The following is a 24,190-nucleotide window of genomic DNA, read 5'->3' as shown; positions in this document are numbered from 1 at the left end:
TCACACCCCGTCCAGATAGCGCATGGCGCTGGGACGGCGGATCTCGACACCGCCGAGGCGAAAGATGCCGGGGATCTCGTACTTCAGCAGCCGGCGCTCGACCTCCAGCCAGCGCAGCGGCATCGGCACGTGCATCTTCAAGACCGAGGGATCGCGACGATACGCGATAATGCGTCGGGTCGCTCCGGCGCCGGCCGTCTCAAGCCCGAACACGGCTCGGATCGTCAGAGGACGGTTGGTCCGTGACGTGTAGACGTTGACCCGCTGGATGTGCTCCAGAATGGTCGTGGTCTGAAGGTCGTTCAGCCGCTTGGTCGCGATCAGCTCATAGAGAGCCTGAGGCAGGAGCAGAGTGTCGGCCTGCTCGATGCCATTCGATCCCAGGAACACCGCTGACAGGATGCGATTGCAATCCTTGACGATCTCGTCCGGGGTCTTGTTCTCCCAGAGAGACGACCCGCCAGCGCCAGCAGCCGCAGTGAGCGCCGCAACCGACGCGCTGGTGGCCAGACCCTGCAGGTTCAGCTTCGGGCGGCCGACGAAGGCAGTCTGATCGACGTAGAGTTCGTACCGGCGACGAGCGGCATCGGCGCGATCCGTTTCGAGACGGATGCCGTAGTAGCGCGCGTGCTCCAGCTCCTGAAGGTTGTAGCGGTAGCCGATGGCGGCCATGTAGACCCGGCTGTCGCCCTTATCGAGTTGGAAATCCACGAACGGAACGTCGTCGGCGTCGGGAGAGAACTCGCGAGCCTCGCCGACATCATCTCCCATGGAGAAGAAATCGACACGGGTGGTCCAGTCCGGAGCCGAGTTATCGACAGGCACCAACTCCCGATACTGGAAGTCAGGATACTGGCGAGCATAGACCTCAGGCTCAATGTAGTTCTGAGCCGTGCGCATGAAATTGAGCGCCAGGGACGGCGCGTCGTGAGTGAGCATCGATGCGCCCTCCTTACTTGCTGACGGCGAGGCGAACGGCTGAGATGGCAGCCCCGGTGGTGGGGATGATCCATTCCGCGTTCTCAATGAGAGTGTTGGCACCCGATCCGGCCACGTTGGTCAGGGCGCCCGTGGCGTTGACGAAGTAGACCGGGTCACCCTGCGCGACGGCACCAGGTGCCTGAACACAGATCGCACCAGCACGCTTGCCGGTAACTTGATCGTACGGCTTGAACACATTGCCGTTGGAGAACGGCAGGGTGCGATCAACGACGGCGATGCCAGCGAACTTGCCGCCAGCTGTCGGGAGCTTGGCGGTGCCTTCCAAGGTGTCGAACACCATGGCGAGGCCGGGAGCCACATCGGCGCTGGTGGCGCCGATCACGAGGGAGATGTCGGCATCTGCCCCCTCGGTCGAGTAGACCATGCCCGGATAGCCACGGGCGGCGATGCGGTCATAGGAGATCGTCGGGAAAGGCATCGGTTACGCCCCCATCTTCCAAGCGTTGCGGTCACGCTCTTGCATGCGAGCGTATTCGGTAGCCGCGTCGCCCAGCTGGACGGCGTTGTTGCTGCGCGCGGCGGTCGGCGGGGTCGGCAAGCTGTCGCTGATGGCGCGGCCGAGCGGGTCGGCCTTCGCAATGTCTGCGTAGAGGCCGTCGAAACGGGCCTCAACGTAATCGTCCGACTTGCCCTGAACGGCAGCGTCGGTGAGTGCGGTCGCCACGGCCACTCGGCGAATGGCCGAGATCGAAAGCCCGTCCATCTGAAGATCAGACTTGCCGGAGACCTTCGCCGCCTTCGCCATTACGTCCGCAAGTTCGCGGGCGACGACGTGCTTCTGGGCGTCATCGAACTGCGACGCCTTCAGCTTCTCGATCTCGGCGTCCTTGGTCGCAAGTTCCTTGTCCTTGGCCTTCACGACCTCGGCGTGAGCTGCGTCCCTGGCCTTCATCGCCTCGGCATGGTCAGAGACCAGCTTGAGATTGTCGGCCAGAAGGTTGGTCTTCTCGGCGAGGGCCTTGGACACCACCTCGCGGGCAGTGTCCGACAGATCAACGGTGATCCCGTCAATGGTCAGCTTGTGCATGGAGGGTGTGTCCCTGTCTGCGGTGGGGCGCGGTTGAGACTGGTCGGGGTCGCGCTTCCCCCCGTCAGCGAAATCGGACCAGCTATCTCCAATCCGACATTGTGGACCGGCGCGCCCTCTACTTACGATTGCCACGTGATCCGCGACTATTGAGGTCTGGCGCGCCTGAAAGGGGGTGCCGTCGGGAGCGATGCCATCGCCCCAAACGATTTCTGTGCGGTAGCCGACGCTGAGTTCGCGCTTTCCGCCGCGCACGGCTTCAATGGCCGCCGCATCCATGATCTTGAGGCCGATCTTCAGCCGCTCGCCGTCACGAAGAACTTCCTCCCCCGTTGTGCCGACCGCGACGGACTTCCAGTTGGCTGCCGACACGCCGCCCGGCGGGTGATCAACAGTGACCGGCACCTTGGCGAAAGAGTGCAGCGAGGCGTGGGAGAACACGTCCGCCGCGTCGCGGTAGACGTTGACGATACCGAGGTCGGGCCGCCCCATCTCCGCGCCGAGGTACTGCTGTATCCCCGTGCGGGCGGTGTGCGCGAAGGCTTCAAGGTAGCCGCCATCGCTCACTCGGACATCGCCGAGCGCGACGGCGTCGGTCGCGTAGAACATGGGCTGTACCTGTGAGATGCGGCTAGTTGCCGATGGCGTGGAGCTTCACGTCGAAGCTGCCCGCGCCGAGGTTCAGGACGCCGAGAACGGTGGTCAGCGAGCGCCCGTTGATGACGGCGGTCGTCTTGGTCGGATCGCTCGCCAGCCACGCGTTGATCGTCGTTGTCGCGGCGAGACCGCTGACGACCGGGACAGGATCGACGTGCAGGCAGGCATTCGGGAACGGGAGCGGAAAGGTCCACGTCGCCGCGCCGTTCACCAGCGTCACACGGCCGAATTGCTCAATGGCTCCGTCGGGGAAGGTGTAGGCGGTGCCGTTGGCGTTGGTCGTCACTGTGGCGGGAAGGGTGTCCACGCCCTGGAGCTGCTGCGGGAGCCCGTCAGCCCCGAGCACCAGGGGTTTGCGCGAGGCCACGCATCATCCCCTCAGAGCAGGATCGGAAGTTCGATGTCGACTTCCAGTTCGGTCGCGGAGAGCGCAGAGCCGATGCAGACGTTGACCTGTCCGGCCGTGGTCGGCGGCGTCGCCGTGATCTTGCCGGGAGTGGCCGGGTCGAGGAAGTAATAGGTGCCGAAGACGAGACCGCCCGTGGTGCCGGCAACTGCATCCCACTGCGCTGCCGTTCCGGTGAGGATGCCGGTCTGGGCGACGGCGCCGGAAGCGCCAGCCGCAATGCTGCTGTCGTAGACGAGACCCACGAGCTTCGCCGTCGCCTTGGCGTTGGCCTGACCGCGGCGCACCTGCGTACCCGACGAAGCATAGACTGGCGTGCCGAACGGGATGGCGACGCTCTCGCCGTTGATGGCGGATCGCAGCGAGGGCGCGTTGACCGGAACCGAGATGGTGTCGCCGGATTGAAGAGCCTGCGGCAGGCCGTCGTCACCCAGCACGAGAGGTTTGCGCAGCGCCATTGATCGGCTCCTACAAACGGATCGGGTCGGAGATGGTCGGGGCGAAGGTCTGCGGGCTCGTCGCCATACCCAGCCGAACGTTGCTGAAGTCGGCGCCGGACCGCATTTCGGGGATCAGGGTCAGCCCACCTTCGGGGCCGAGGAAGTACGGCAGTCCAGGCGAGAGCGAGGGCGTGCCGGCGACCGCCGTCCAATCGGCAAGCGTCAGGGCTTCTCGGGTCAGCGTCGCGACAAACCCAGCGCCCGTGTCGTCGAGCGCAAGACCCGCCACGAGTGCCAGAGGGTAGGTGTCGGCGCGGGCCGGAACCAGCTGACCGTTGAGACGCGAGACCGTCATCGGCTGGCCTGCGACCGCGCCCGCTGGTGCCACCGCCGCAGCCGGGGCGATCTCGACAGGCGGACGCCGTGCGAACTCACCCCTGAGATAGGCCGCGGCCTCGTCGTGCGTCGCGAAGCCGAGACCGTCGAGCGAGATCACGTCCGACCACAGGACGCGCAGTTCGGCGCGCTGGGCCAGCGACCAGATCTCAAGGTAGCCGTCGTCCGTCTCAATCAGCGACAGCGTGCCGGGCGGGAAGACGTTTGAGCCGACGATGACGAGAGCGCCGACTTCGCCATGATAGCCGATGCGCTTGACGGTCACGGCGCGTCCTCAGTCGGCGGGGTTACGGCAGCGCCGACACCTTGAAGGCGATGACGGGGTTGCGGTTGGCCGTGTGGTCGTTCCATGTCGCGCTCGACAGATCCGACGGGAAGGTGACGGTGGGGTCAGTGTTGTAGGTGTTGGCCATCTGCAGGCCGGTGATGGCCGAACTCGCGGTCAGCGCGTTGGCGAGCGTAGCCGATCCGATCGCCGACGAGATCACGACGTTGTTGGACGCGTTGATCGCAACGTAGGTCGAGGCAGCATCACCCTGTGACACGCCCCAATACCAGCCGGGCTCAAGGGCGAGAGCGCCGCCGACGAGCGCACCGGAATAAACCGTGCTGGCCGCCGCATTGGCGATGGGGTTGGTGTAGCCGAGGCGCAGCGAGGGACGGCCGCCGGCTGCAGTCGCCGCGTAGATCGCGAGTTCGGTCGAGCCGGAGACGGTGGCCGCGGTCTTAAACGCCAGATCACTGATGGTGATGGGCTCAGGCACGAAGAACGGGTGAGCCCAAAGGTTGCCGACGATCGTGGCCGATCCAGACGCGGCGACGGGACCGACCGCCTCGCCGACATACCAGTTGCCGACGACGTAGCCGATGTGTCCGCGGCGCACCCGGCGCCACACGGCCGCACCAGCACTTACGCTGCGGGCAATGTAGAGGATGCCGCGGGTGGCGTTGTACCAGAACGAGCCGACCGAGTAGCCCGCCGCGCTGTCGTCCGTGACCGAGGGGGCGGTGGTCGCCGTGAAGTTGTTCTGACGGCTCTTGTCCACGCCGCCTTGCACCAGCGGGTACTCTTCGACGCCGGACGCGGCAACCGGATTGAGGGATGCGATGGTCGCCATGCGTCAGGCTCCGAGCGTGAGCGGCGTGGTGCCGTCCATGAGGGTGTAGGGAGTGGAGCCGTCCATCAGCGTGTAGGCGTTCGACGGCGCTTGCGAGTAGGTCGCGATGCCACCTTCCTGCAGGTAGCCCTTGCCTTGGGCGGCGGACCCCGCCCGGCTTGAGAACGCTGCATCGATGGCAGCCCTGGCCGCCGCGAACGAGGTCAGCGGGATTTTGTCGGCATAGCCGCGATACCCGACGACATCCCCCGGCTGCGTGAACGTGTCGAAGAACGTCGCGCCACCCGTGAAGATCTGCGGGTAGGCGGCGTCGCCGCTCTGCGTGTTGTTCGAGGAGTAGAGGTTCCTCAGGGCATAGTAGTTGTAATACTCGACGCTGAAGACGCCTGTATCGTTGTCAGGGTCGGCGTAGACCAGCACCTTGTCCGTCGATCCCGTGGTCGTGTTCGGGATCGCGGCCCAGATGGCGCCCATGATGTTGTCGTAGATCGCGACTTCGTACTTGTAGTTTGCCGCCCACTTGGTCGTGTCGGTAAGGGGGTTGTTGAGGTTCGCGTTGACCTTGGACGAGTAGAATACACCGTTCGACTTCACGACGTCACCGTAGTTGTAGCTCGTCGTCGTCGAGTAAACGCCCTTGTTGTTCGCCCACGGCTCGACGCACGAAGGATATTTCGGCGAGAAGGCGTTGATGTCGGTGAACTCTTCCATGTACCGAACGCAGGTGTTGCGCGCGAACTGGCAGAGCGTCTTATCGACGGCCGATCCGAGCTGGTAGTTCTGCGTGCTCGATATGAAGAAGTTGTCCGAGATGTCGAAATAGTACGGCAGCGGTCCCTGCGTGTTGAGGATCGGCTGCGTCTGGAAGTTCCGAATATTGCCGGGCCAGAACACGCGGTTGAACCGCAGAACCGTCCGGTGCTGGGCCGACACGTCGGCGGGCGTGCCGACCTGCATGAAGTCGGCGTGGCTGTTCGACCAATCGACCGCCGTCATCGGCTGGGCAGCGATGTTGCCCAGAACGCGGAACAGTGGGCCGTTGGCCAACTGATCGCCAACAGGACTGTTGGCCGTATACTCGCGGTACACGTCGTTGGCGTTGCCGAGGAACAGGTTCCGGGCCGCCTCGCCGTCGTTGCACTGGTAAAGCTGGATGCCGATGTAATAGTTGTCGAACGTGCAATCGTGGATGTAGAGCTGCTCCGCGTTGCGAACGTCGATACAGAACGGGATGCGATTGACCGATCCGCCGGGATTGCCGAACGAGCAGTTGCGGATGATGACCTTCGACAGGGTGTTGGTCGTAAGCTGCAACTGCACCGCGCTCTCGGCGGTGGCGATGTTCGACTGGCACGTCTGAAGCTGCGTCGTCTCGGAGAGACGCGGCTGCCGGAAGCGCATCGTGCTGTCGTAGCCTGACCCCGCCGTGACGATGGTCAGGGGCGAGTTCGTGTCGATGGTGCCGTCCGCGTTGGCGTCGAAATAGCCTTGGAAGCCGGTGCCGGGGCCGCAGTAATGCGTGCCCGATCCATCCGTCGTAGGCGTGATGGCGACGCCGCCGTTCTGAGCCGAAACGGTGAAGCGATTGGCGTCGAGGACGTCCTTGACGTAGTAAGTGTCGGCCTGCAGCGTCGAGAGCGGTCGAGGCAGAACGCCGTCCGTGTTGAAGCCCACCGCCCGCCCCGCCACGAAGCCGTGGTTCGGGTAGGTGACGACGATCGGCGTATTGCGGGTGTTCGTGAGCGTGACGACGGTCGTCGGCTTGCGATGCGCGATATAGACACGCCGCTCGTTCGGGCTCGCAAGGTAGCCGGCGCCGTTCTGAACGAACGAGGCGACCCCGGTCACGGCGCCATTGTTGAGCGTCGGAACCCAGATCACCTCGTTCTGCGGCAACACCTCGTTGAACTTGGCGTTGTAGCTGTCCGTCGCCGCAACGAAGCGGAAAGCGAACCCATCGAAGACGATGTTCTCAGGGCCGTTGAGCGTGACCTTGAAGTTGAAGCGGGGTGCCCACTTGGTCCGTGCCTTGATGACGAGGCCGCCCGTCATGGTCGGCGAGGCCGTGTCCGTCAAAACGTTCGGGTTGGCGATGCTCTGCGCGGGGCCGATGCCCTTGTAGGGGTGCGTGATCGTGCCCGTGAACACCTTGGAGATGGTCACGGCCGCGCCGTCCACGAACGTGTCGGTCAGGCCGATCGCACTCCCCGCCGAGGCGGCGGTGATCGCCGACGTGAGACGCGAGCCGGTATCGACATCCACCTCCCCCGCGACGGTCGCGATCCGGAGGGTGGTGATGTCGCCGCCGCCCGTGATGGCGACGTCGATCGTCGTCGATCCAAGGTTGGCCGATGCGAACGCCGCCGTTGTGCTGACGACGCCGCTGGCGTTGATCGCGAAGTACGTGCCGGGCGCACTATCCGGGACCGCAATCGTAGCCCCTGCCTGAAGCTGGGCAAACGACACACCCGACGCCGTCGCGGCACCGAGCGTCTTGGTCAAGATCGGCTGCACCGCGCTGACGACGGTGATGGCGATGACGAGAGTGCGCCCCGCACTCGTCGTGAGCGTGTAGATGCCGAGGCCGATCGAAGAGGCGGTGAGGCCGACCACCAGAGCGTTGCCGCTGCCGTTGATCGCGACGCGCCCGTCGTTCGGAAAGATGGACTGCGCCGTCTCACCCGCGCCCAATCCGACGAGAGTCGTGATTAGCGAGCCGGGCGATGCCCCAACCGTGAACGACGCCGTGGCCGGACCCAGAACGACGATGACGTCAACAGGCAAGCTGGCGCCGGTCAGTGTCCAAGCGAAGTCGTAGGTCTGTCCTGCCGTGGCGGCAGAGGTCAGCGTGAAGGTGGCGGCGCCTTGAGGCGTGACCGTCGCGGAGCCGAGCGGCGTGCCGTTGCGGCGGCACACAGCCGTGGCGCCTGCGGGCACGGTGCCGCGCACGATCGTATCGCCGACAGCAACACGGCCGATGGAGGCCGTGATCGACGTACCGCCTCGCTGAGGCAGCAGCCGGGAAAGGCCAAGGGAAAAGCCAGCCATGAAGCGGTGCCCGCCTTAAGCCACAGCAGCCACGCGGACCACGAAGCCCGACCGCAGAAACAGATTGCGGGTTTCCCCCGCGCGAACGACGAGGCGAGGCGTCGTCGGAAGGGCCGGATCGGCCGGCGCAGCGCCATAGGACACCCAAACGTCAACCGCCGCCGCAATCTCCGTTGCAGTGTTGTCGGACGCGGTCGGCGTTGACGTGCCCGACCCCGTCGGGAAAGTGTCCGACGAGACGATGTCGCCCGTGAGCGTCGCATTCGCGCGCGTGGTGATCGTGGTGCAGGCGATATGAACACCCGAAGTGAAGGGCATGTAACGCCTCCAAGAAATGCGAAGTGATCAGGCCGACGCGGAGACGTGGCCTTGCGGCGTGATCTCCGGGCTGAACTCAAGCAGCGTCGCGCCGGCCGAGGACCAGATGTGAACCTCGGCTCCCCACGTGACGAAGCGGGAGCGGACGTTCTGGATGAAGGTCGCGGACGACCGCTCTTCCTGACCGGCGTCCGAGGAAATTATGATCGGGCCGGGGCCGAAATCGAACTCGGACATGCCACCGGGCCAGAGGCCGAAGCGGATCGCCGAGCCGCGCTGTTCGGGCACGACCACGTAGGAGAACTTGAGCGCGATCAGGTCGCCGACCGCACGGGCGCGAAGTGCGCCATCGCGCCAGAACTGGAAGCCCGTCCAAGGACCAGCGGGCGGGTTAGCGTTCGAGGTGGACGGCACGAGGTTGCGGGCCATCCGCACCCATTGTCCCGCCGGGATCTGCAACGGGATCCCTGCATCCGTATCGGTGTAATCGACGGTGCCGAAGCCGTTGTTGAGCGGTCCGGGCGGGCCTCGATCCCCTTGCGGACCCGTTGCGCCCTGCTGGCCCGGCACGGTGATCGCCATGACAGGCGGGCGATCAACCTGTGAAACGCTGACCTTGGCGCGACCGCGCGGCGGCAGAACAATCCCCGCCACGTCACGCCGCCTTGATCGTCGTGCCCGGCAGAACCACGAGGGCGAACCGCTGGACCGCGCGATACGAGCCGCCGAGGGTGGCCTGTCGCATCACGTCGCCGATGATGGTCTGTGGGAACACGAGACCCGCCACACCCAGAGGGCAGCGCCATGTCCGGAGCGCCACGGGGCCGGTGACGGTAAGTACCCCGCCGACCGCGTTCTTGACCGTGAGACCGACGCCCGGTGCGGTGTCGTGCTGACTGACGATGGCACCGTCGGCGAGAGCCCGGAACGTCAGTCGCAGCGTGGATCCGGTGAGGTTGAGCGGCTGGCCATCGTCACCCATGACGGTGGCGTCAAATTCCCAATCTTCCGTGTCGAGCCAGCGCCCGTCGATGGTGAAGATGTCGGGCAGCATGGGCGCTGTCCTGTCTTAGGGGGTAAAGCCTGTAAGAGCAGCTTCGACGGCGCGCCGCCCCTGTGTACTAGCTCGGCGACGTTCGGACCTGCGTATGGCTGGCTCGTCAAAGTCAAGAACGGCTCTGGCGACACACCGACAACGCGGCTCGCTACCAGGTGGCCCGCCCTGCGGCGGCGTATCCCAACGGTAGGTCTGGCCTTCGCGAGCGCGGTGCTTTGGCCTCACTCGATTGTCGCGGACGGTTGACCACGTGTAACGGCTAATTCCCGCCTGCGTTTGACGAATTCGGTTCAGTTCGCCATTAAACTTATTCGCCTCTGTAACGGCGATGAGTTGCGCGCGCCTCCTACCGAACCCACCAATCTCGGTGAGTCTCGCGGCGATCTCTTTCGTGGATGCACCCCGTGACACCAGATCGGTGATGGCGACTTCGATCCTGGCCGCAACCTCGTCGGTCAGCCCTTTGATCAGGGCAACATTCCGCCGGGTAGCGAGATCAATGGCTGGCTGAACCTGCTCCGAGGTCACCACCGCATTAAGATCGACACCGATGACGCTGTTGACCTGTTCGATCCAGCGGCTGTCGTGCCGGGCGCCCTCGCCCCGGAACAGATCCCGCAGCGGGTTATCCGCCAAGGCGATGGCCTGCGAGAACGAGCCCCGCAGAGCCGAGACGATGTCCGAGATCCCGAAGGCATCCATCGTCAGCGTGGAGCGGTCCGCGCGGGCGCCTTCGATCAGCGCGGGCTTGGCCTTCTCGTAGACCGCCAGAACCCGCAGGATGATGCGGTAGAGCGCGACTTCGAACGACAGCCGCGCCCCGATGGGCTTCATCTCAATCCGACCGCGCTTGCCTGCGTCACGGGCGACGGCGGCGAGGTCGAAGGCGGTTCGCAGCTTGAGGTTCACGCGCTGCCTCTAGCCGGTGGTGCATCATCCGAGCAGGAGACGCGCCGGATCAACTACAAAATACTCTGCGCTCAGCAGAGAATTACTGTTGACGCCTCAAGTATAGATCTGTATATCTACAAGTACAGGCAGAGACGGAGACAGCAAATGTTCAAGATCATCGACACCAAGAGCAACCGGGTTGCCTTCGCCAAGATCTCCGAGCGCGAGGCTCACATCAGGGTCGATCACCTGAACGCGGCCTTCCAGACCACCCGGTTCAAGGCGGTGCGGATCTGACAAGGGGCCTTCGGGCCCCTTCCCTATTCTGCGGCGACGCTCACCAGCTTGCCCGAAACGATCTCAGAGATGCGAGCCAGGACTTCGTCAGGAACTTTAATGGACTGGATCGGCCATACCGCAGCGTCGGGATAGAAGCGGGCGTCGCGAGCGATATGCACGACAATGCCGTTATGCGTGGGCTCAACGCCGACAACGACACTTCTGTTGGGCTCGGGGTTCATTCGCTCACTCGTCCTCAGGCAGATCGACACGACCCGGCTGGAACACGGCGCGGTTCAGCCACATGAAGGACTGCTGGATGCCGGTGATCGCCAGCGCAGCCATGCGCGGATCCATGCCGGGAGTCTGCTGGATGGCCTCGGCCGCACGAATGCAGCGCTCTTCCAGCATCTTGTTCTCGTTGACGATGGCGACCTTGGCCTCGGTCTGGGCGTTGTAGCCCTTGACAGGCAGGCCTTCGTGCTTGTCGGTCATTCCGCGGCCTCGATCGTCTCGCGCCAGTTCTCATCGACCTCGGCGAAAGTCTCAGGCCCGAACACCAGCGGCCCATTGTAGGGCACGACCTTGGACAGGTCGGTGTCACCGAGATCCCACGACAGGGTCACGTGCGGCTGATATTCCGGGTGATCCCAAGAGGCCCCAGCCTCTTCGATCTCACGGTGCCGCCACTGCAGGTCGGACGAGGCGAACAGAAGCACGACGGCATCGCCGAACTGCTCCATCAGGCGCGGGCCGCCCGCATCGACCTTCAACTTCTCGCCCTGCCATGTCGGTGCGATGGCCATCCAATCGACGGGCGCCTTCGAGTACGCGATGGTCACGTGGAGCGCGCTGGCCGGCATCAGGTTCTGCAGGCCCTGGCTGCGCGCCCACGCAAGCAGGTCGTCGCCGTTCTTCAGCTTGCGTGAAACGTACAGCGTCCGCGGCGCCGCATCCTGTGCCACGGCGCGGCGCAGCGGGATGACGTTGCTGGTCTCGTCGTCCTCGCCGGACTCATCCTCGGGAATGTCGCGAAGCTCGCCCGCCGCCTTCTCGTAAGCCTGCATCGCGTCGTCGAGCGCGGGGAAGGTGCCTTCCTCCACCAGCCGTGACACGAGGCCCTTGGACATGGGCTCTTCGGGAACGAGGCCGGTATCGGCGATCAGCTTCACGCCCTGCGAGAGCGTGTGGAAGTTCTTGGCCTTCTGCTCCGACGTTTCCTGCCAGAGCGAGTGGAACGTGAAGAACGCCCCGTCGGGGATCTGGATGCCCGCATCCGCGCACAGGATCGCGTCAAGGCGCTCCAACTGAGGGCGCAGACCGCTTTCCTGCTTGGCGCTGATGGCGTCGTAGTAGTTCCGGAAGATAAATCCTATGCAATTCAGTGGCTTAGGAATTCATGAGCACGTCTTGCGCCACTCAGAAACCTTTTGTGATGCTTTCCACCGACTTTCGGATCCGCTCATCCTCCGGGAATAAGTGTCCGTAGACGTTCATCGTCGTGCTGACATTGGCGTGTCCGATGTGGGTTTTGATGTGCAAGGGGGTAAGCCCATCAGCGATGAGGAGACTCACATTAGCATGGCGCAACGCATGAAAGTGATATTTTGGCGTCCCCTTGTCATCGCAGAGACCGACACGTTGCGCGACCTTAACCCAATAGGTCCATAATTGTACCGGTGCCACGCGCTTTCCTTGATGTGTGCGGCAGACAAGTCCCGAAGCGGGATGCCCTGATTGTGCCGCCAATGCCTGTAGAGCGAAACGAACCCGTTCGGGCATCGAAACATCTCGGATGCCAGCCCAAGTTTTCGGAGTTTTCAGACCGTCCAGCAGGGACATGTTATGCCGTATGCGTATGATGCCCGCATCAAAATCAACATTCTCCCAATGTAAGCCGCAGATCTCTCCGCGCCGCATACCGCAGAACATTGCAAGTAGGATAGCACATCGTCTGATTTCGAAAACATTGTAGCGATCAAGGGTATGGCGTACCTCGATTTCTCTTAAAATTTTTCCCAACTCAGCCCTTGTTGGAATTTGAATTCGTTCTTTGACGAAACTCGGCACGCGAACGCCGCCCTCAACGATAAGATTTCTAGCAATCATCCTTTTCCGCATAGCAAAAGCCAAGACCGCTTTTAATATCCATCTGCAACGCATTACATTAGCGCGAGAGAACCTTATTGAAAGTTCGTTTAAGTGCTCTTGCAGCATATCAGCAGTGAGCGCCGTAAGCTTCAGATGCCCGAGTTGGGGAACGATTGTGTACCGAATTGCGGCGCGGTAGTTCGCCAATGTTGTCAACGTCATCCTGTCTTTAATACGGTGGCGACGTTCACAGTCTTTCAAGTACAAATCACATGCAGACGCAACAGTTACAGTTTCTGAGGATGCAACGTGCACCCCCATATCAATTTCTGTTTCCACACGAAGTCGAGCATGATCGGCCGCTTTCTTCGTTTGAAATGTTGACGTGTGACGCTTACCATTTTTGTCAACATACCGAAGAACCCAAGCTGTCTTCTCGACGCCCTTATAAGTCCATCGCCTCTTATTAACGCTGGCCATTGTCGCCCCCAATCTTAGACAGCAACCGTTCAGCTTTCCATAAATCCTCTTTCTTTTTGATCTCTTCTAAAAAATAAGACCAAGCTTCCTGTGTTTGAAAAGTCACATGCCGTCTTTTGCCTTCTCGATCAAAGTATCGCGCGACCCATGCCCTTTTCAGCTTCCCGTCGGTTTCGTGAAACCTCTCTCCGCCGCTTGCCATCTCTCTGTGCTCCATAGGTGCCCCGCCGCCGGTCACGGCGGGGCGGTTGGGGGTTAGGCCCGGACCGGGGCGGGAAGAGCGAGCGGGAGGCGGGCTTGCGCCTCCAGCGGGACAGGCTTGCCGAGACGGACGGCGAGGAAGGCGAGCCCGCGCGACGTGATGCGGGCTTGAGTGCGGTTCCACGTCCCGGTCGAGGTCTCGACGGGAACCACCTTGGTTCGCATCATGCCGGCCGCGAGGCGTTCGGATCGGGCCACCCACGGATCGGTTGGGGTTCGCTGGTAAATCCAGCCGTTCCGCTTGAGGTAGGTCCGCAAGGCGTTCTCAGGCTCGCCAAGGGCCTTTGCAGCGTCGCGGATGCAGAACGTCCCCTCCGTCTCGGCAAGGGTCATCAGGGCCGCCGCCTGGGGCTCTAGGACGGCGATCCGCTCCGACTGGCGGGCGTTGGCCTCGGCGAGGTCCGCCGCCAGCCGTAGGGCCTCTGGCAGGGTTTGCGGGACAGAAACCGGCGCAACTTGCGCCAGTTTGGCCTGCCGCTCGCATTCGATGAAGTAGCGGCGCGCTGCCTTCCCCTTTTCGGTGCGCTCCACCATCGACAATTCCTTGGCCGTGTCGAGGGTCAAGGCGTAGTCGAGGCGAGCGCCCCGGTTTCCCACTCCCCCGATTTGGGGAGCGGCATGAACGATCACAAAATCAACGTCTTGGGCGAACCCGTAGGTTTGCAGCCGATCCTTGATCCATGTGCTGAAATCGCGGCGCACGTCGAGAAAGGCGTGAAGCTCGCGGGCGTCTACGGTCGGGACGGCGCCCCCACCGATCGGTTGATCTGAGACGGTCGGGAAGCTGGTCATCGGCTCGCCCTCCCCTCGAACCGGGCGACGGCGGCCACGAAGTCGGCGGCGCAGCGGGTCGCCACGTCGTCGATGTCTGGCATGGGGATGAGCGTCTGATAGTAGGCCCGCAAGGCGCGGAAGCCTGCCGCCGTGGTAGGCGTCGCCCGGCGAAGGTCGCGGCGTCGGTTGTGCCGCAGCTTGCACGTCCGCTTGCGCTCTGCCGTCAACTCGACAACGGCGGGACCATGGATGAGGCGAGCCCGCGCGAGGGCGTCGCCGGCCTTCCGATCCTTCGCGACGGCGAGGCGATGGGCCTCGATCAACGCGAAGATCGGGTCTTGCACCAGTTCGGGGACAGAAGCGGCGACGGGTTGGGCCGTGAAGACTGAAACCGTTGATAATATACACGATAAGCCAGAGGCGAGCCCGCGACGGGTGACGGTGGGTCGATGGGTTTGCATGTCAGAACCTCACGATGAAAGCCGCCCGCGCGGGAGTGCGCGAGCGGCAGTCGTGAGGCCCGGCCGGGCTAGTTGGCGGGCAAATCGGCAACCGTTGCCGATATCCGAAATGATTTCGGATTTGACCGCCGCAGCGGCCGGGCCGGGGTACTAGCTGCGGGGCAGGTGAGCACGATCCGCGAGTGCTGCGGCTTCGTCCATCTGCGCGCGGGCGGCGTGCCACAGGCTTTCGCCTAGCCATCCGAGTGCGAGCGAGATGTGAAGCAGGGCCATCGCAAATCGAACGTACGCGACGGCGCGATAGGCGAGGATTAAGCGCATTGCCGCGCCCTCCCCACCAGGGCCGCCATGTCGTCCAGCGCCTCTTCGTGCCAGCAGTCGAAGAGGATCGCGAGACGGGCTTTCCAAGCGATGGCGGTGGGCGTGGTCATGGGGTAGCCCATGAGTTCCCGCGTCGCGTCGCCAATGGGCTCTTCGAGAGCAGTCATCCGCTCCCACGCTTGGTTATAGCCGTTCTCCCGCTGCGCCCTTTCCACTCTGCGCAGTCGTGCGTGATGTTCAGTAGTCGTCTCGTCGTGCCGCCATCGGCCGGCTTTCTCCATGGCAGCTTCGTACAACGTGTGCTTCAATTGCGCGGCCTCTTCGGCCTCTGGAACGACAGATTGCAGCCACGGCACAAGCGCGATGAACTCGCGCTCTTGCTTCGATAAGTTCGGCGCGGCCATGGCAGGGACGGGCGCGAATGGTACGGCGAGGATAGCGCCTAAAGCGATGCGGCGAGTGGTGCGGCTCATGGCGTCCCACCCTCCGCGAAACCGATGGCCCTTTGTGCGCCGCGCACTTCATGCTCAAGCGACCGGAGTTGCCCGCGCATCATATCGGCAAGAAGTGTCAGCCCATCACTGTCACTATTGTCGAAGATACCCCGCGCTGCGAGCAGGATGGCGGAGGCGATTTGCTGCGCCTCTTTGGTAGCATCAAAGACTTCGATGAGTGCCATTTCGGCAGGAGGTCGTTTTTGATGCTCGGCGCTCATAGGGCACCTCGCGGCGCGCCGTAGTGGACGACGACAGCGGGCAGGTCGCGGCTGTCGTACTCGAAATCGTCGTCAGCCTGAGGCAGGTCGTCGGCGGCCTCCTCAAGGTCGAAGCCGCCGCCTCCGGCCCAATCGCCCTGCCCTAGGTGAGCGCCTTCGGCAGTGCCGTAGAGCGAGCCTAGAGAGGGTTCGTCATCGAGGTTGCGATTGAATGTCTCTGACTCGGGCATCTCGCCCGCGTCCTGCTCAACGTCGGCGTCGCCGTCGAGGGCGTCGAGCAAGGCAAGGTCCGCCTCGATCCTGTCTTGGATCGCGCGGCGCAATTCACGGATGCGGGTGTAGTCGGTCGCAGGCTCGTCGGCGCGCATAGCGCGGATCGCAGCCGTCACGGGGCCACCGAGCGCGATAATGCGCTTGGGCGGCAGGGGATGATGGAAACCCATTGGTTCGGTGCTCACGGTGCTTGCACCAGCTTCTCACGGCTGGGGACGCGCGCTGCATGTCGCGTCCAGGCTGCCAGCCTGCGGGGCTGGCGCCGGGAGTGTGAGAACACGCCCGTGAGAACGTGCGCCACGGCCTTCACCCGAAGGCTCTTGTATAACCGTGGCACTCCCGGCATAGTGAGCCGGTCGCAGCCCACGGCAAGCGGGCGCGTCGATTTCTCGGCGTCACTTCGGCCGGCAAGCCGCAGCGCACGCCCACTCACGGACTGAGATGCCAGCCCCGGCAAGGGCCCATCTCGGGAGGTCTCACGCTCCATCCACACCATGACACGAGAACCCCGCGCCCGGCAAGGCGGCGGGGGTTTCGTGCTGCGCGTCAGCGGAAAAGATATGTGCTAACCGCACATCCGCGCCCTTGCGCAGTATGTGCTAACCGCATACTCTGAGGCATGGATTTCGATTGGGACGACGAGAAGGAAGCAAAGGTCCGCGCCGAGCGCGGCTTTGGCTTCGATGTCGCCATTCGCATCTTCGCCGGCCGCACTCTCGAATGGCAGGACACCCGCAAGAATTACGGGGAAGTCCGCATGAAGGCCGTCGGGGAGTTTGGCGGCGATTTCTACACGGTCGTCTATACCGATCGCGAGGCCGTTCGCTGGGTTATCACGGCGTGGCCCGCGAACCGCAAGGAGCGCAAGAAGTGGCACGCATCAGCCTAGAAGAGGCGATGAGCCGCCCGGCCAATGTGGATCGGGCGAAGCTCGACGCAACGACCGAAGACGATATCCGCAGGTACAAGGCCGAAGACGGCTATGCGGACGAAGAGCCTCCGGCCACGGCGCGCACGGTCATCCCGCCGCGTCAGCTACGGGTCAGCCTCGGCCTCACGCAACGCGAGATGGCGGCCCGGCTGCGCATCCCGTTCGATACGTGGCGGAATTGGGAGACTGGACGGGTGCGGCTTGATCCGTCCGTGCGGTCGCTTCTCGATATCGTAGCCGCAGTGCCCGATGTCGCGTTCCAGGCACTCCAACTCGGTGCCCCTCCCCCAGTGGGCGCTCCTCCGGTAGGCGCTTCCCCGATTGGGGCTGTCGCCGCTATTGGAACGCCCGCGATGGCAGGCGGGCTTTTGTTCTCGCCCGGTGCAAGGCCGGTGGACGGCTACTTGTTGCCCGCAAGCCCTGCGACGGACGAGGCTTCACGTTCCTCCACGGATGAGGCGATACGGGAAGCGGAGAAGGCCCTTACAAAGGCGCTTGAACCTTCCCTCAAGCGCAAAGGCGGGCGCGTCCCGCTGAGCAGATAGGGTTGCCGGGAGGCCGCTTGCCGCCTCCCGCTCTCGTGCTAACCTGTAGCGATGCGCTACCTCGTCGCCGCGATCCTCTACCCCTTCATCGCCTTGCCCGCAGCGGCGGAAGCGCCCTCGGGAAGCTGCCAGGGCATTTCGGAGGTAGCGGCGCGGACTGCCGCCTCCATTGACGGGATGGCGGCTTCAATGCGCCGGCGGTCAAGCAAGGAAATGATTGCCATGTCGCGAGGCGAGCGACGCGCTGCGCTTCAAGGTTTCGAGGATGCCCGTTTGCGGTTGCTTCCCGAACTTGACGCCTACAGTGCCGCCGCTTCCCGGCTGGCCGAAGCCTTCCGGTACTGCGACAAGCCTTTCTAGTTGTTTCGGCACTCTGCGACCCGCCGGAACCACTTCATCGCAGCGTCGCGGTGCATTCCCGGCAAAATCACGTTGTCGATAAGCTGGCCATAATGGATGTCGTTGGCTTCGCGCACGATCCATTCGGCCGGTTGCAGGCGGGGCTTGTCTGCCGGCGGATCGGCGCGACGGATCTGCTCGTTACTCGCTACAACGCGCTGTAGAAGTACCACGAGGGCATCGGCGAGCTTCGGGTACTCTTCCCGAACCAAGCGCACGCACTCGTCACGCTCCACCTCGGCGGCCTCATAGGCGATGCGGCGGCGTTCCTCGTCCTCGGCTGTCTCGATAGCCGACAGTCGCAGCTTGAGTTGGGCGATGGAAGAAACGGCTCGCTCTTCCTCGAACCCGAGATCATGGTGCAGTCGTCGCGCTGCATCGGCCTCGTCGTCGCCGGTCATCGGATCGACGGCCTTCGCCTTCGCGGCGATGAGGTCGGATTTGATCCGCTCTCTATCGAGCCCTAGTTCCTCAATGAGGGCCTTCACTTGGTCAGACGTACGATCCTCGCGGAGCGCGGCGCGGACCTGATCGGTGAGCGGGAGTAGCTTCTGCATCTCACTTGCCCTTCTTCCAGGCATTGGAAAGGTCGTCGCACATCTGCGCGTAAGCGGACTCGCGATCCATTGACATGGCCGGCGGCGGCGGCGGGGCCGCATCCTGCGCCACATGCGAGCCGGTCGGGCGGCGCCAGGCATTGGCGCTGTCCTCCATCATCTTCGCGCGGGCCTTCTCGCCGGCCTGCGGATCGAAGCCGGGATTAATGCTCTGATCCCCTTGCAGGAACCGACCGATCAACTGCGCTTCGACGGCCGGGGCCATCTTCGAAAGCCCCTGCAAGAACTCGTAGCCGTTGCGCGCGGTCGCGGCGTCGAAGGTGCCGGATCGGCCCATCTCGGCGCCGAACTTCCACGAAAGGTCTTGCGCCCGGCGACCCGCATCGCGGACCCGGAACACCTCCTTGGACTGCAAGTCGGCGATGATCGTAGACACCGCCGCTGCGTCGTGCGTCGGGATCGCGTCGAGGAAGTTCGTCGGAACGGTGATGCTGTCGGCCATAGTGTGAGCCCTTTCGGTGATGGAGGGAGCGGCGTCAGAAATTCGGCACTCGGAACCGGCCCGGCCGCGCGGAACGAGGGCCACGTGATTTACGCGGATCACCTGTTGCACCGCGTCCCAGGTCTCACCGTTGGCGCTACCAGGGGCCCAGGAGAGCGAGCAATTGTAACCTACCGACAACTCTCGGGTGCCGCCTTCAAGCTGGCGGATGGCCTCGGCGTCCTTGAGGATGAGGGGGAGCGCGATGTATTCGCCATCGCGGGCGACGCCCTCGCCAACGTGACCGACAGCAAAGCGCTTCCACGTATCGGCCGTGACGCCGCCGGGCGGATGTCCCAGCGTGATCGGCGCCGTCCCGTAAGTGGACATGCTGGCCTTGTCGAATACCTCGTTCTCCGGGCGCAGCACGCGCACCACTTGGAGATCGGGGCGGCCAACCTCGGCCCCGCTGTAGACCTGTATCCCGGTTCTCGCGGCCCGCGCCTCGGCCACGAGGTAGCCGTCGCCAGTCTTGCGGCGCGTGCTGATCGGTGCGGCGTCGAATAGATTAAGCATGTCGTCTCCTATGGTGCGTTGGCTTCGCCAGTTGCGCCCGAATTGCCCTTCACAATTGATGCGCCCATCGTAGACAAGGCACGCTGCACGGCGTCTCTGGTCATGGCGCCGACTTGCTCGAGACCGCTCGCGTTCACGGTCACGTGGGCGGTCTGCGTCCGCTGATCGTTGCCGGTGTTGGTGTTGTTGGTGATGTTCTGGACGGTTTGCTGTGCCGAGCGGTTGGCCCAATCGAGCCCCTTGCCCGAACCGCCGACCCCGCCCAAACCGAAGTTATTCGCGCCGAAGGTTGGCGCGTTGCCGGGATCCATTCCGACGTTGCCGTAGCCCAAGCTCAGGCCGCCGCCCTTCGTGCGCCATGCGCGCGGCATCCCGGCTCCACTGCCAGTCAGGAAGGACATGCGCGGGCCGGACATGGTGCCCGTGCCGAAGCGCTCTTGGAAGCTGTCGGCCGAGATCGCGGGAACCACGATAGCCTTTTTGCCCGGACCGGTCTGACCGACATGCCCCAAGCCGGGCAACTCGTCATAAGCGTTGTAATTAGCGGTCTTGTTGTATGTACGATCGTCAATCGCATCCATTGTCTTGTTGAACTTCTCGGCGACAAAGCCAAGTCCTTGCTTCAATGGATCGCCGAGACGCTTCATCGCAACGTCAATCTGTTGCGTCGCTTGATCAATCTTAGACACATCATTTTTCAACTGTTCTTCGAACTGCGATTTTACCGTGCCGCTGTATTGGCTCTTGTCGTTGAACTTCCCTGCATTCTCACGGATGCTCTGGATAGAATTTGCCAACCGCTCAACGTCATCCTGCCGGGTCTTACCGAAAATCCCGGTCAAGGCCTCGGCTCGCTTCATCGGGTCTTTGATGCTGTCGATCTTGTCTAAAAACTTCATAATTGTTTCCATCGGCATCGCGACGAAAGATTTACGAAGTTTGTCGGATGAATAGCCTAGCTTTTTTAGTCCTTCGCCCGCGCCGTCGGAATACTTTTCGCCGAGCTTCATAAAGTTAATGAAGTCTTCAATACCGGACGCGGCAATCTCGGTCTGTACGCCGCGTTCCTTGAGGCTGGCGCCCATCGATAGGAGATCGCCAACCGAAAGCCCTGCGGTTTGAGCGGTTGAGCCGACGCGGCGCGTGATTTCAAGGAGATCAACTTCCTTTGAAGCCGAAGAGTCGGCCGCATAGTTGATCTGGTTGCCGATTTCTTCGAGCCGTTCTTGGCTTGCCTTATAGATGTTTTTGATTTCGGCCAGGGATTGGCCGGTTGCCTCCGGCGTCGTCTGCCAAGCCGTGGAGGCCATGGCGCCAAACTTTGTAAACTGAGTGAGGTCCTTTTTCGGAACGCCAGCAAAGCCGGCCTGCGACAGCATTCCGGCCAAGCCTTCTTTGTTCTGTCCAGTGTCGCGAGCCAGACGAAGGATGTCGTTTTCGTACTGTTTCCTCTCGGCGGCGTCGGCATTCGTTGCCTTGGCAACCTCGATCATGGATCGCTCGAAATCCATGGATGACTTGAGCGCTGTCTGCGCCACTCGGCCCGTTCCATAGGCAGCCGCCGCCGCGACGCCGACGCGCCCCATGCCTAAGCCAGCACCCGCAAGGCCAGCTTCGGCAAGATTGCCGCCACCGCCGCCGGGATGCCGCGTGGGACGGATACCGCCGCCGGGACCGTAGCCGCCGCCGGGACCATAGCGGCCCGGTTGGATGCGAACCCGTGAAAGCTTCTCGGCTTCCATGCGAGCTTGTCGGATAGCCTTGGCCGCACGCTCGGCTTCGGACGTGATCCGGCTAAGGCCGGAGTTGCGACCCGTAAGGCCGGTGTCCATGCTGCGCCCAGCGTCCTTGGCGGTCTTGCGAACCTGCTCAAGAACCTTGATGAACTTTTGCGCCTCTGAAAGACCGCCGACGCGGAAACCAAGTTTCGCCGCAAGTTCTTCGACTATCATCGCCGACGTCCCCTTCGATTGTTCTGCGCATCGCGCTCCACTTGCTGTCTTGCCTTATCCTCAACAAGTTCCCGCATGTCGAGGATTTCGTGGAAGTTGGCGAGGTCTGCTAGCGTGTAGACCGTTCTAAGCTGCTGGATGTCGCATAGAGGCGGATTGGCAAACCCAGGCGTCGGCCGAAACAAATACATTTTCTCGGCAACGTTCGGAGCAATAGCACTGAACTCTCGCGCGGATAAAATAGGCTTGTCGTTCCCGGAGCTTACGCTTTTAGCTCCAGGCTTTCGGACAAAAAATCCTTGAATTGTACCTCCATCGCGAACCAAGCAACCTTGACGACTTCGGCCAGTTTCTCGGGTCGAATGCCGATAATGCATTCCTCATAGCCTGCACTTGGCGCCTTGTATTGGCATGTCCGCACAAGGTCTTTTAGCAATTCTCCGGTTTCCTGCCGGTCGAGGTCGTCGCTAAATACTAAGGCCATGAAGCGGCCCGGCGCATCTTGATCGCTTTTGCCAGCGGCAAGCGCGCCCATCAACTCGGGGGCCGCCTTGAATACCTTTGTCACCCGCAGAAACAGTTCCAGCCCTTGTTCGGCCGGCAGCATGTCGGATCGGTAGAGGTTGCCGTTGATCTTGCGTTCGGCGGCCATGCTACAGGTTCTCCGTTTTGGACATTTGGTCGAGGCGATGCAGGAGCGCGCGGCGCACGAACTCGGCGATGGTGACGCCTTCCATCCCGGCGGCTTCCCGCACAAGATCGTTGAACCCGCGCGGGACAGCGGCGGCCAATCGTTCCGGGTATAGCCCGCGCCCGTCATCAAAGGGCGGCGGGGGAAGTTGCGTCGAGATCATGCGTCTAGACTGGCGCAGATCAATCGATCGGCAAAGGTCGAGATTTCCGGCTTTTCCGGATTTTCCGAATTTGGCGATCTTTCCTTTAGATCGACACGGATAGCCGCCGGAAATAGGCTGTTACCACATCGCCTGTCCGGTCGCCGGAGAGGTAGGCAGCGAGCGCAGCGCTATCGCTTTCGAGGAACATGAGCAACGCGACGCGCGAGACCACCCACTCCCCGCCGATCTTGCGGCCGATGTCATGGCAGGCCGCCCAATTGCGCACGGTGCGGTCATTCCTGCGGGCGAAGTCAGCGGCCTCGGCGACACTCATAGCCTCGGCGGGGATCCAAGGTAGGAGAACACGCGGGGCTCGGCGGGCTACCAAGAGCCATATCCACCAAGACGCTGTTGCCACTCAATGGCACGCCACGCGGCCTTGTCCTCTTCGCTATTTGGGTCGCCGATAATGTCTTCCCAGATGTTTCGCTTCGTCTGGCATTCGAGCAAGGCGCCCGCCGCAGCGTTTATGAGGTCGTCGTGTCCGTTGTTCGGATGGTTGATTGTATCGCGGCCCATCTGTGATGTGCTGCGCTCCAAATTCACTAGCTCGCGGCGCATCTCGGGATGGTCTAGCAATCGAACGGATTGGCTGTTGAGCAACGGCAGGAAGGCGCCATAGATAGCGTTTTTCACCTTATCCGACTTCTCATAGCTAATGCCATTGGCCCGCATCATTTCCTTGGGCCATTCGTCGGCATAGTTGTCGCCAGTTACTTGATGCAGTCTGTATTTATTCAATATCTCCGCATACTGCTCGCAGGCGCCGGACGGTGAGAACGGCGGCTTTATCGCACGAACGAGGTCAAGGATTTGCGTTCGCTTTTTCGTCTTCGGGTCTTTTACCTCGTGCGCAATCGCGAGCGTGAAGGCGTCCTTCCCCGTGCCGCCGGACGGATCAACGAAGGCCCGATACGTGATGCCGGGTTCGGGGGCGCGTTCGGCCACGCCGAAGTCGGTACAGGCGTCCACGACCTCCGGGCTTACGAAGTCGGAAATGCCGTCGCGGAACTGCGCGCCGTACTCGGCCTTAGCGGACTCAGGATCGTCCCTGTAGGCTTTTTCTACGTCGCGGCGCAGTCGCGGTAGGCTGCTATTCATCCGAAGGGTCGGCGCTTGCAGCACTAAAACTCGGGGGTCGCCATCTGGACCAAAGTTCTCTTTGTAGGTTTCGAAGAGAATGCCTTTTTTGGCGTATGGGCTCGACATAACGAGAAGCGGGCCGCCGGTCGTCGCGAGGCCGGGGCGGATGGATCGCAAGATTTCCTTATCGGGATTGGCGTGTCCTTCGATCCGCCAGAATGCGATTTCGTCACAGATGCAGGCAATCAGCGTCGGGCCGCGAACGGTTTTGAAGTTCGCCGCCGTCACGACAATATCAATCCTGTTGCTCAGTCGGATTGTGTCTTGGGTCGGTTCGCCCATGAGTTCTTGAGCGAACATCGGCACTTCTTGAATGATGCCCAGGATGTACTGGAACGCTTGAACGGCCTGCTCTTTGACTGCGGCGATGACGGGGAGCCGGAAGCGCTGGCCTGGTGCTAGGTTGCAGTCCGTATAGTCCACTAGAAGGGCTCGATAGACCGCGGCGACGGCAAAGGCGCGCGTCTTGCCGCCGCGGCGGCCAACGACGCCCCAAACCTCGTCGCAAGGCTCGTCGGGCTCGCGCTCGCGCCCGGTCAACTCGGCGAAGATGGCGCGCTCGTCGTCCGTCAGCGGTTCGCCGTTAGCCGCGATCAAGACGACGCGCCACGCTGCCCAACTCTCGCCCGGCAGGACGGTCCCGAAAATCTCGGGGTCTTCCAACGCGGCACGCATCGTCATGGTAAAGCGCATTG

The 24,190-nt window shown here is 62.8% G+C and carries 33 protein-coding genes; 5 read left to right on the top strand and 28 right to left on the bottom strand.

The features are described 5' to 3' along the window. The 12 genes from MFF26_RS19330 to MFF26_RS19275 all read right to left on the bottom strand — a co-directional run bounded on the left by MFF26_RS19330 (position 1) and on the right by MFF26_RS19275 (position 10,378). Entirely contained in the window at positions 1-939 is a 939-nt protein-coding gene (locus tag MFF26_RS19330; RefSeq protein ID WP_238308394.1) for a DUF2184 domain-containing protein, read from the bottom strand. 13 nt (positions 940-952) lie between these two features. Next, positions 953-1,420, bottom strand: coding sequence for a structural cement protein Gp24 (locus MFF26_RS19325; RefSeq protein ID WP_238308393.1), 468 nt, complete (start codon positions 1,418-1,420; stop codon positions 953-955). Between the two features lie 3 nt (positions 1,421-1,423). Continuing rightward, entirely contained in the window at positions 1,424-2,638 is a 1,215-nt protein-coding gene (locus tag MFF26_RS19320; RefSeq protein ID WP_238308392.1) for a DUF2213 domain-containing protein, read from the bottom strand. A gap of 22 nt (positions 2,639-2,660) precedes the next feature. Then, entirely contained in the window at positions 2,661-3,053 is a 393-nt protein-coding gene (locus MFF26_RS19315) for a gp53-like domain-containing protein (RefSeq protein WP_238308391.1), read from the bottom strand. 11 nt (positions 3,054-3,064) lie between these two features. Beyond that, positions 3,065-3,550, bottom strand: coding sequence for a hypothetical protein (locus tag MFF26_RS19310; protein ID WP_238308390.1), 486 nt, complete (start codon positions 3,548-3,550; stop codon positions 3,065-3,067). A 10-nt stretch (positions 3,551-3,560) separates the two neighbouring features. Beyond that, positions 3,561-4,193, bottom strand: a complete 633-nt coding sequence (locus MFF26_RS19305; RefSeq protein WP_238308389.1) for a hypothetical protein — start codon at positions 4,191-4,193, stop codon at positions 3,561-3,563. 22 nt (positions 4,194-4,215) lie between these two features. Next, positions 4,216-5,046: a hypothetical protein gene (locus tag MFF26_RS19300; protein WP_238308388.1), complete on the bottom strand. Its 831-nt coding sequence runs from the start codon at positions 5,044-5,046 to the stop codon at positions 4,216-4,218. Positions 5,047-5,049: 3 nt separating this feature from the next. Then, a complete protein-coding gene (locus MFF26_RS19295; protein ID WP_238308387.1) occupies positions 5,050-7,995 on the bottom strand; it encodes a hypothetical protein in 2,946 nt (981 codons plus the stop codon). 114 nt (positions 7,996-8,109) lie between these two features. Continuing rightward, entirely contained in the window at positions 8,110-8,412 is a 303-nt protein-coding gene (locus MFF26_RS19290; protein WP_238308386.1) for a hypothetical protein, read from the bottom strand. 27 nt (positions 8,413-8,439) lie between these two features. Next, on the bottom strand, positions 8,440-9,066 hold the full coding sequence (locus MFF26_RS19285; protein WP_238308385.1) for a hypothetical protein: 627 nt from the start codon (positions 9,064-9,066) through the stop codon (positions 8,440-8,442). A gap of 1 nt (position 9,067) precedes the next feature. After that, positions 9,068-9,466 carry a phage baseplate upper protein gene (locus MFF26_RS19280; protein ID WP_238308384.1) on the bottom strand — a complete coding sequence of 133 codons (399 nt, stop codon included), beginning with the start codon at positions 9,464-9,466 and terminating at the stop codon, positions 9,068-9,070. 15 nt (positions 9,467-9,481) lie between these two features. Further along, the gene (locus MFF26_RS19275) at positions 9,482-10,378 is read right to left on the bottom strand and encodes a phage head morphogenesis protein (RefSeq protein WP_238308383.1); all 897 of its coding nucleotides are present in this window, start codon (positions 10,376-10,378) and stop codon (positions 9,482-9,484) included. A 147-nt stretch (positions 10,379-10,525) separates the two neighbouring features. Between MFF26_RS19275 and MFF26_RS26515 the strand changes: the two genes are divergently transcribed. After that, positions 10,526-10,657: a hypothetical protein gene (locus MFF26_RS26515; RefSeq protein ID WP_283207416.1), complete on the top strand. Its 132-nt coding sequence runs from the start codon at positions 10,526-10,528 to the stop codon at positions 10,655-10,657. 23 nt (positions 10,658-10,680) lie between these two features. Here the strand turns inward: MFF26_RS26515 and MFF26_RS19270 are convergent, their stop codons facing one another. From MFF26_RS19270 to MFF26_RS19250, 5 genes are all read right to left on the bottom strand, one after another. Next, positions 10,681-10,881 (bottom strand): hypothetical protein, encoded by a 201-nt coding sequence (locus tag MFF26_RS19270; protein ID WP_238308382.1) that lies wholly within the window; start codon positions 10,879-10,881, stop codon positions 10,681-10,683. A gap of 4 nt (positions 10,882-10,885) precedes the next feature. Beyond that, the gene (locus MFF26_RS19265; protein WP_238308381.1) at positions 10,886-11,134 is read right to left on the bottom strand and encodes an Acb2/Tad1 domain-containing protein; all 249 of its coding nucleotides are present in this window, start codon (positions 11,132-11,134) and stop codon (positions 10,886-10,888) included. After that, complete coding sequence (locus tag MFF26_RS19260) at positions 11,131-12,006, bottom strand: anti-CBASS protein Acb1 family protein (RefSeq protein WP_283207418.1); 876 nt, start codon at positions 12,004-12,006, stop codon at positions 11,131-11,133. Before MFF26_RS19260 ends, MFF26_RS19265 begins: the two co-directional genes overlap by 4 nt. A gap of 52 nt (positions 12,007-12,058) precedes the next feature. Further along, a complete protein-coding gene (locus tag MFF26_RS19255; RefSeq protein ID WP_238308379.1) occupies positions 12,059-13,210 on the bottom strand; it encodes a tyrosine-type recombinase/integrase in 1,152 nt (383 codons plus the stop codon). Positions 13,211-13,465: 255 nt separating this feature from the next. Then, positions 13,466-14,149, bottom strand: coding sequence for a phage antirepressor KilAC domain-containing protein (locus tag MFF26_RS19250; protein WP_373324502.1), 684 nt, complete (start codon positions 14,147-14,149; stop codon positions 13,466-13,468). Between MFF26_RS19250 and MFF26_RS19245 the strand changes: the two genes are divergently transcribed. Further along, the gene (locus MFF26_RS19245) at positions 14,090-14,242 is read left to right on the top strand and encodes a hypothetical protein (protein ID WP_238308377.1); all 153 of its coding nucleotides are present in this window, start codon (positions 14,090-14,092) and stop codon (positions 14,240-14,242) included. The genes MFF26_RS19250 and MFF26_RS19245 overlap by 60 nt on opposite strands. Before the next feature lie 17 nt (positions 14,243-14,259). On the opposite strand, the gene MFF26_RS19240 is transcribed toward MFF26_RS19245, so the two are convergent. The 4 genes from MFF26_RS19240 to MFF26_RS19225 form a co-directional block, all read right to left on the bottom strand. Next, positions 14,260-14,589, bottom strand: a complete 330-nt coding sequence (locus MFF26_RS19240) for a hypothetical protein (RefSeq protein WP_238308376.1) — start codon at positions 14,587-14,589, stop codon at positions 14,260-14,262. A 428-nt stretch (positions 14,590-15,017) separates the two neighbouring features. Further along, positions 15,018-15,500, bottom strand: a complete 483-nt coding sequence (locus tag MFF26_RS19235; RefSeq protein ID WP_238308375.1) for a hypothetical protein — start codon at positions 15,498-15,500, stop codon at positions 15,018-15,020. Continuing rightward, positions 15,497-15,742 (bottom strand): hypothetical protein, encoded by a 246-nt coding sequence (locus MFF26_RS19230; RefSeq protein ID WP_238308374.1) that lies wholly within the window; start codon positions 15,740-15,742, stop codon positions 15,497-15,499. Before MFF26_RS19230 ends, MFF26_RS19235 begins: the two co-directional genes overlap by 4 nt. Continuing rightward, a complete protein-coding gene (locus tag MFF26_RS19225; RefSeq protein ID WP_238308373.1) occupies positions 15,739-16,200 on the bottom strand; it encodes a hypothetical protein in 462 nt (153 codons plus the stop codon). Before MFF26_RS19225 ends, MFF26_RS19230 begins: the two co-directional genes overlap by 4 nt. Before the next feature lie 434 nt (positions 16,201-16,634). Here MFF26_RS19225 and MFF26_RS19220 point away from each other — a divergent pair, with 434 nt between their 5' ends. The 3 genes from MFF26_RS19220 to MFF26_RS19210 are packed head-to-tail and all read left to right on the top strand — an operon-like array spanning position 16,635 to position 17,851. Next, entirely contained in the window at positions 16,635-16,904 is a 270-nt protein-coding gene (locus MFF26_RS19220) for a BrnT family toxin (RefSeq protein ID WP_238308372.1), read from the top strand. Next, positions 16,886-17,491, top strand: a complete 606-nt coding sequence (locus MFF26_RS19215; RefSeq protein WP_238308371.1) for a helix-turn-helix domain-containing protein — start codon at positions 16,886-16,888, stop codon at positions 17,489-17,491. Before MFF26_RS19220 ends, MFF26_RS19215 begins: the two co-directional genes overlap by 19 nt. A gap of 51 nt (positions 17,492-17,542) precedes the next feature. After that, positions 17,543-17,851 carry a hypothetical protein gene (locus tag MFF26_RS19210; RefSeq protein WP_238308370.1) on the top strand — a complete coding sequence of 103 codons (309 nt, stop codon included), beginning with the start codon at positions 17,543-17,545 and terminating at the stop codon, positions 17,849-17,851. Here the strand turns inward: MFF26_RS19210 and MFF26_RS19205 are convergent. From MFF26_RS19205 to MFF26_RS19175, 7 genes are all read right to left on the bottom strand, one after another. Next, on the bottom strand, positions 17,848-18,447 hold the full coding sequence (locus tag MFF26_RS19205) for a hypothetical protein (RefSeq protein ID WP_238308369.1): 600 nt from the start codon (positions 18,445-18,447) through the stop codon (positions 17,848-17,850). The genes MFF26_RS19210 and MFF26_RS19205 overlap by 4 nt on opposite strands. Before the next feature lies 1 nt (position 18,448). Next, positions 18,449-19,504, bottom strand: coding sequence for a DUF2213 domain-containing protein (locus MFF26_RS19200; RefSeq protein WP_283207415.1), 1,056 nt, complete (start codon positions 19,502-19,504; stop codon positions 18,449-18,451). Between the two features lie 8 nt (positions 19,505-19,512). Further along, positions 19,513-21,456 carry a phage tail tape measure protein gene (locus tag MFF26_RS19195; protein WP_238308367.1) on the bottom strand — a complete coding sequence of 648 codons (1,944 nt, stop codon included), beginning with the start codon at positions 21,454-21,456 and terminating at the stop codon, positions 19,513-19,515. 262 nt (positions 21,457-21,718) lie between these two features. Continuing rightward, on the bottom strand, positions 21,719-22,108 hold the full coding sequence (locus MFF26_RS19190) for a phage tail assembly chaperone (RefSeq protein ID WP_238308366.1): 390 nt from the start codon (positions 22,106-22,108) through the stop codon (positions 21,719-21,721). A 1-nt stretch (position 22,109) separates the two neighbouring features. Next, positions 22,110-22,310 carry a hypothetical protein gene (locus MFF26_RS19185; RefSeq protein WP_238308365.1) on the bottom strand — a complete coding sequence of 67 codons (201 nt, stop codon included), beginning with the start codon at positions 22,308-22,310 and terminating at the stop codon, positions 22,110-22,112. An 85-nt stretch (positions 22,311-22,395) separates the two neighbouring features. Then, complete coding sequence (locus MFF26_RS19180; RefSeq protein WP_238308364.1) at positions 22,396-22,626, bottom strand: helix-turn-helix domain-containing protein; 231 nt, start codon at positions 22,624-22,626, stop codon at positions 22,396-22,398. A gap of 47 nt (positions 22,627-22,673) precedes the next feature. Then, positions 22,674-24,188: a terminase large subunit domain-containing protein gene (locus tag MFF26_RS19175; RefSeq protein ID WP_238308363.1), complete on the bottom strand. Its 1,515-nt coding sequence runs from the start codon at positions 24,186-24,188 to the stop codon at positions 22,674-22,676. Positions 24,189-24,190 lie beyond the last annotated feature (2 nt).

It is taken from the genome of Methylorubrum suomiense (genome assembly GCF_022179765.1).
Lineage (GTDB): Bacteria > Pseudomonadota > Alphaproteobacteria > Rhizobiales > Beijerinckiaceae > Methylobacterium > Methylobacterium suomiense.
This window is presented reverse-complemented; position numbering and strand designations above follow the sequence as displayed.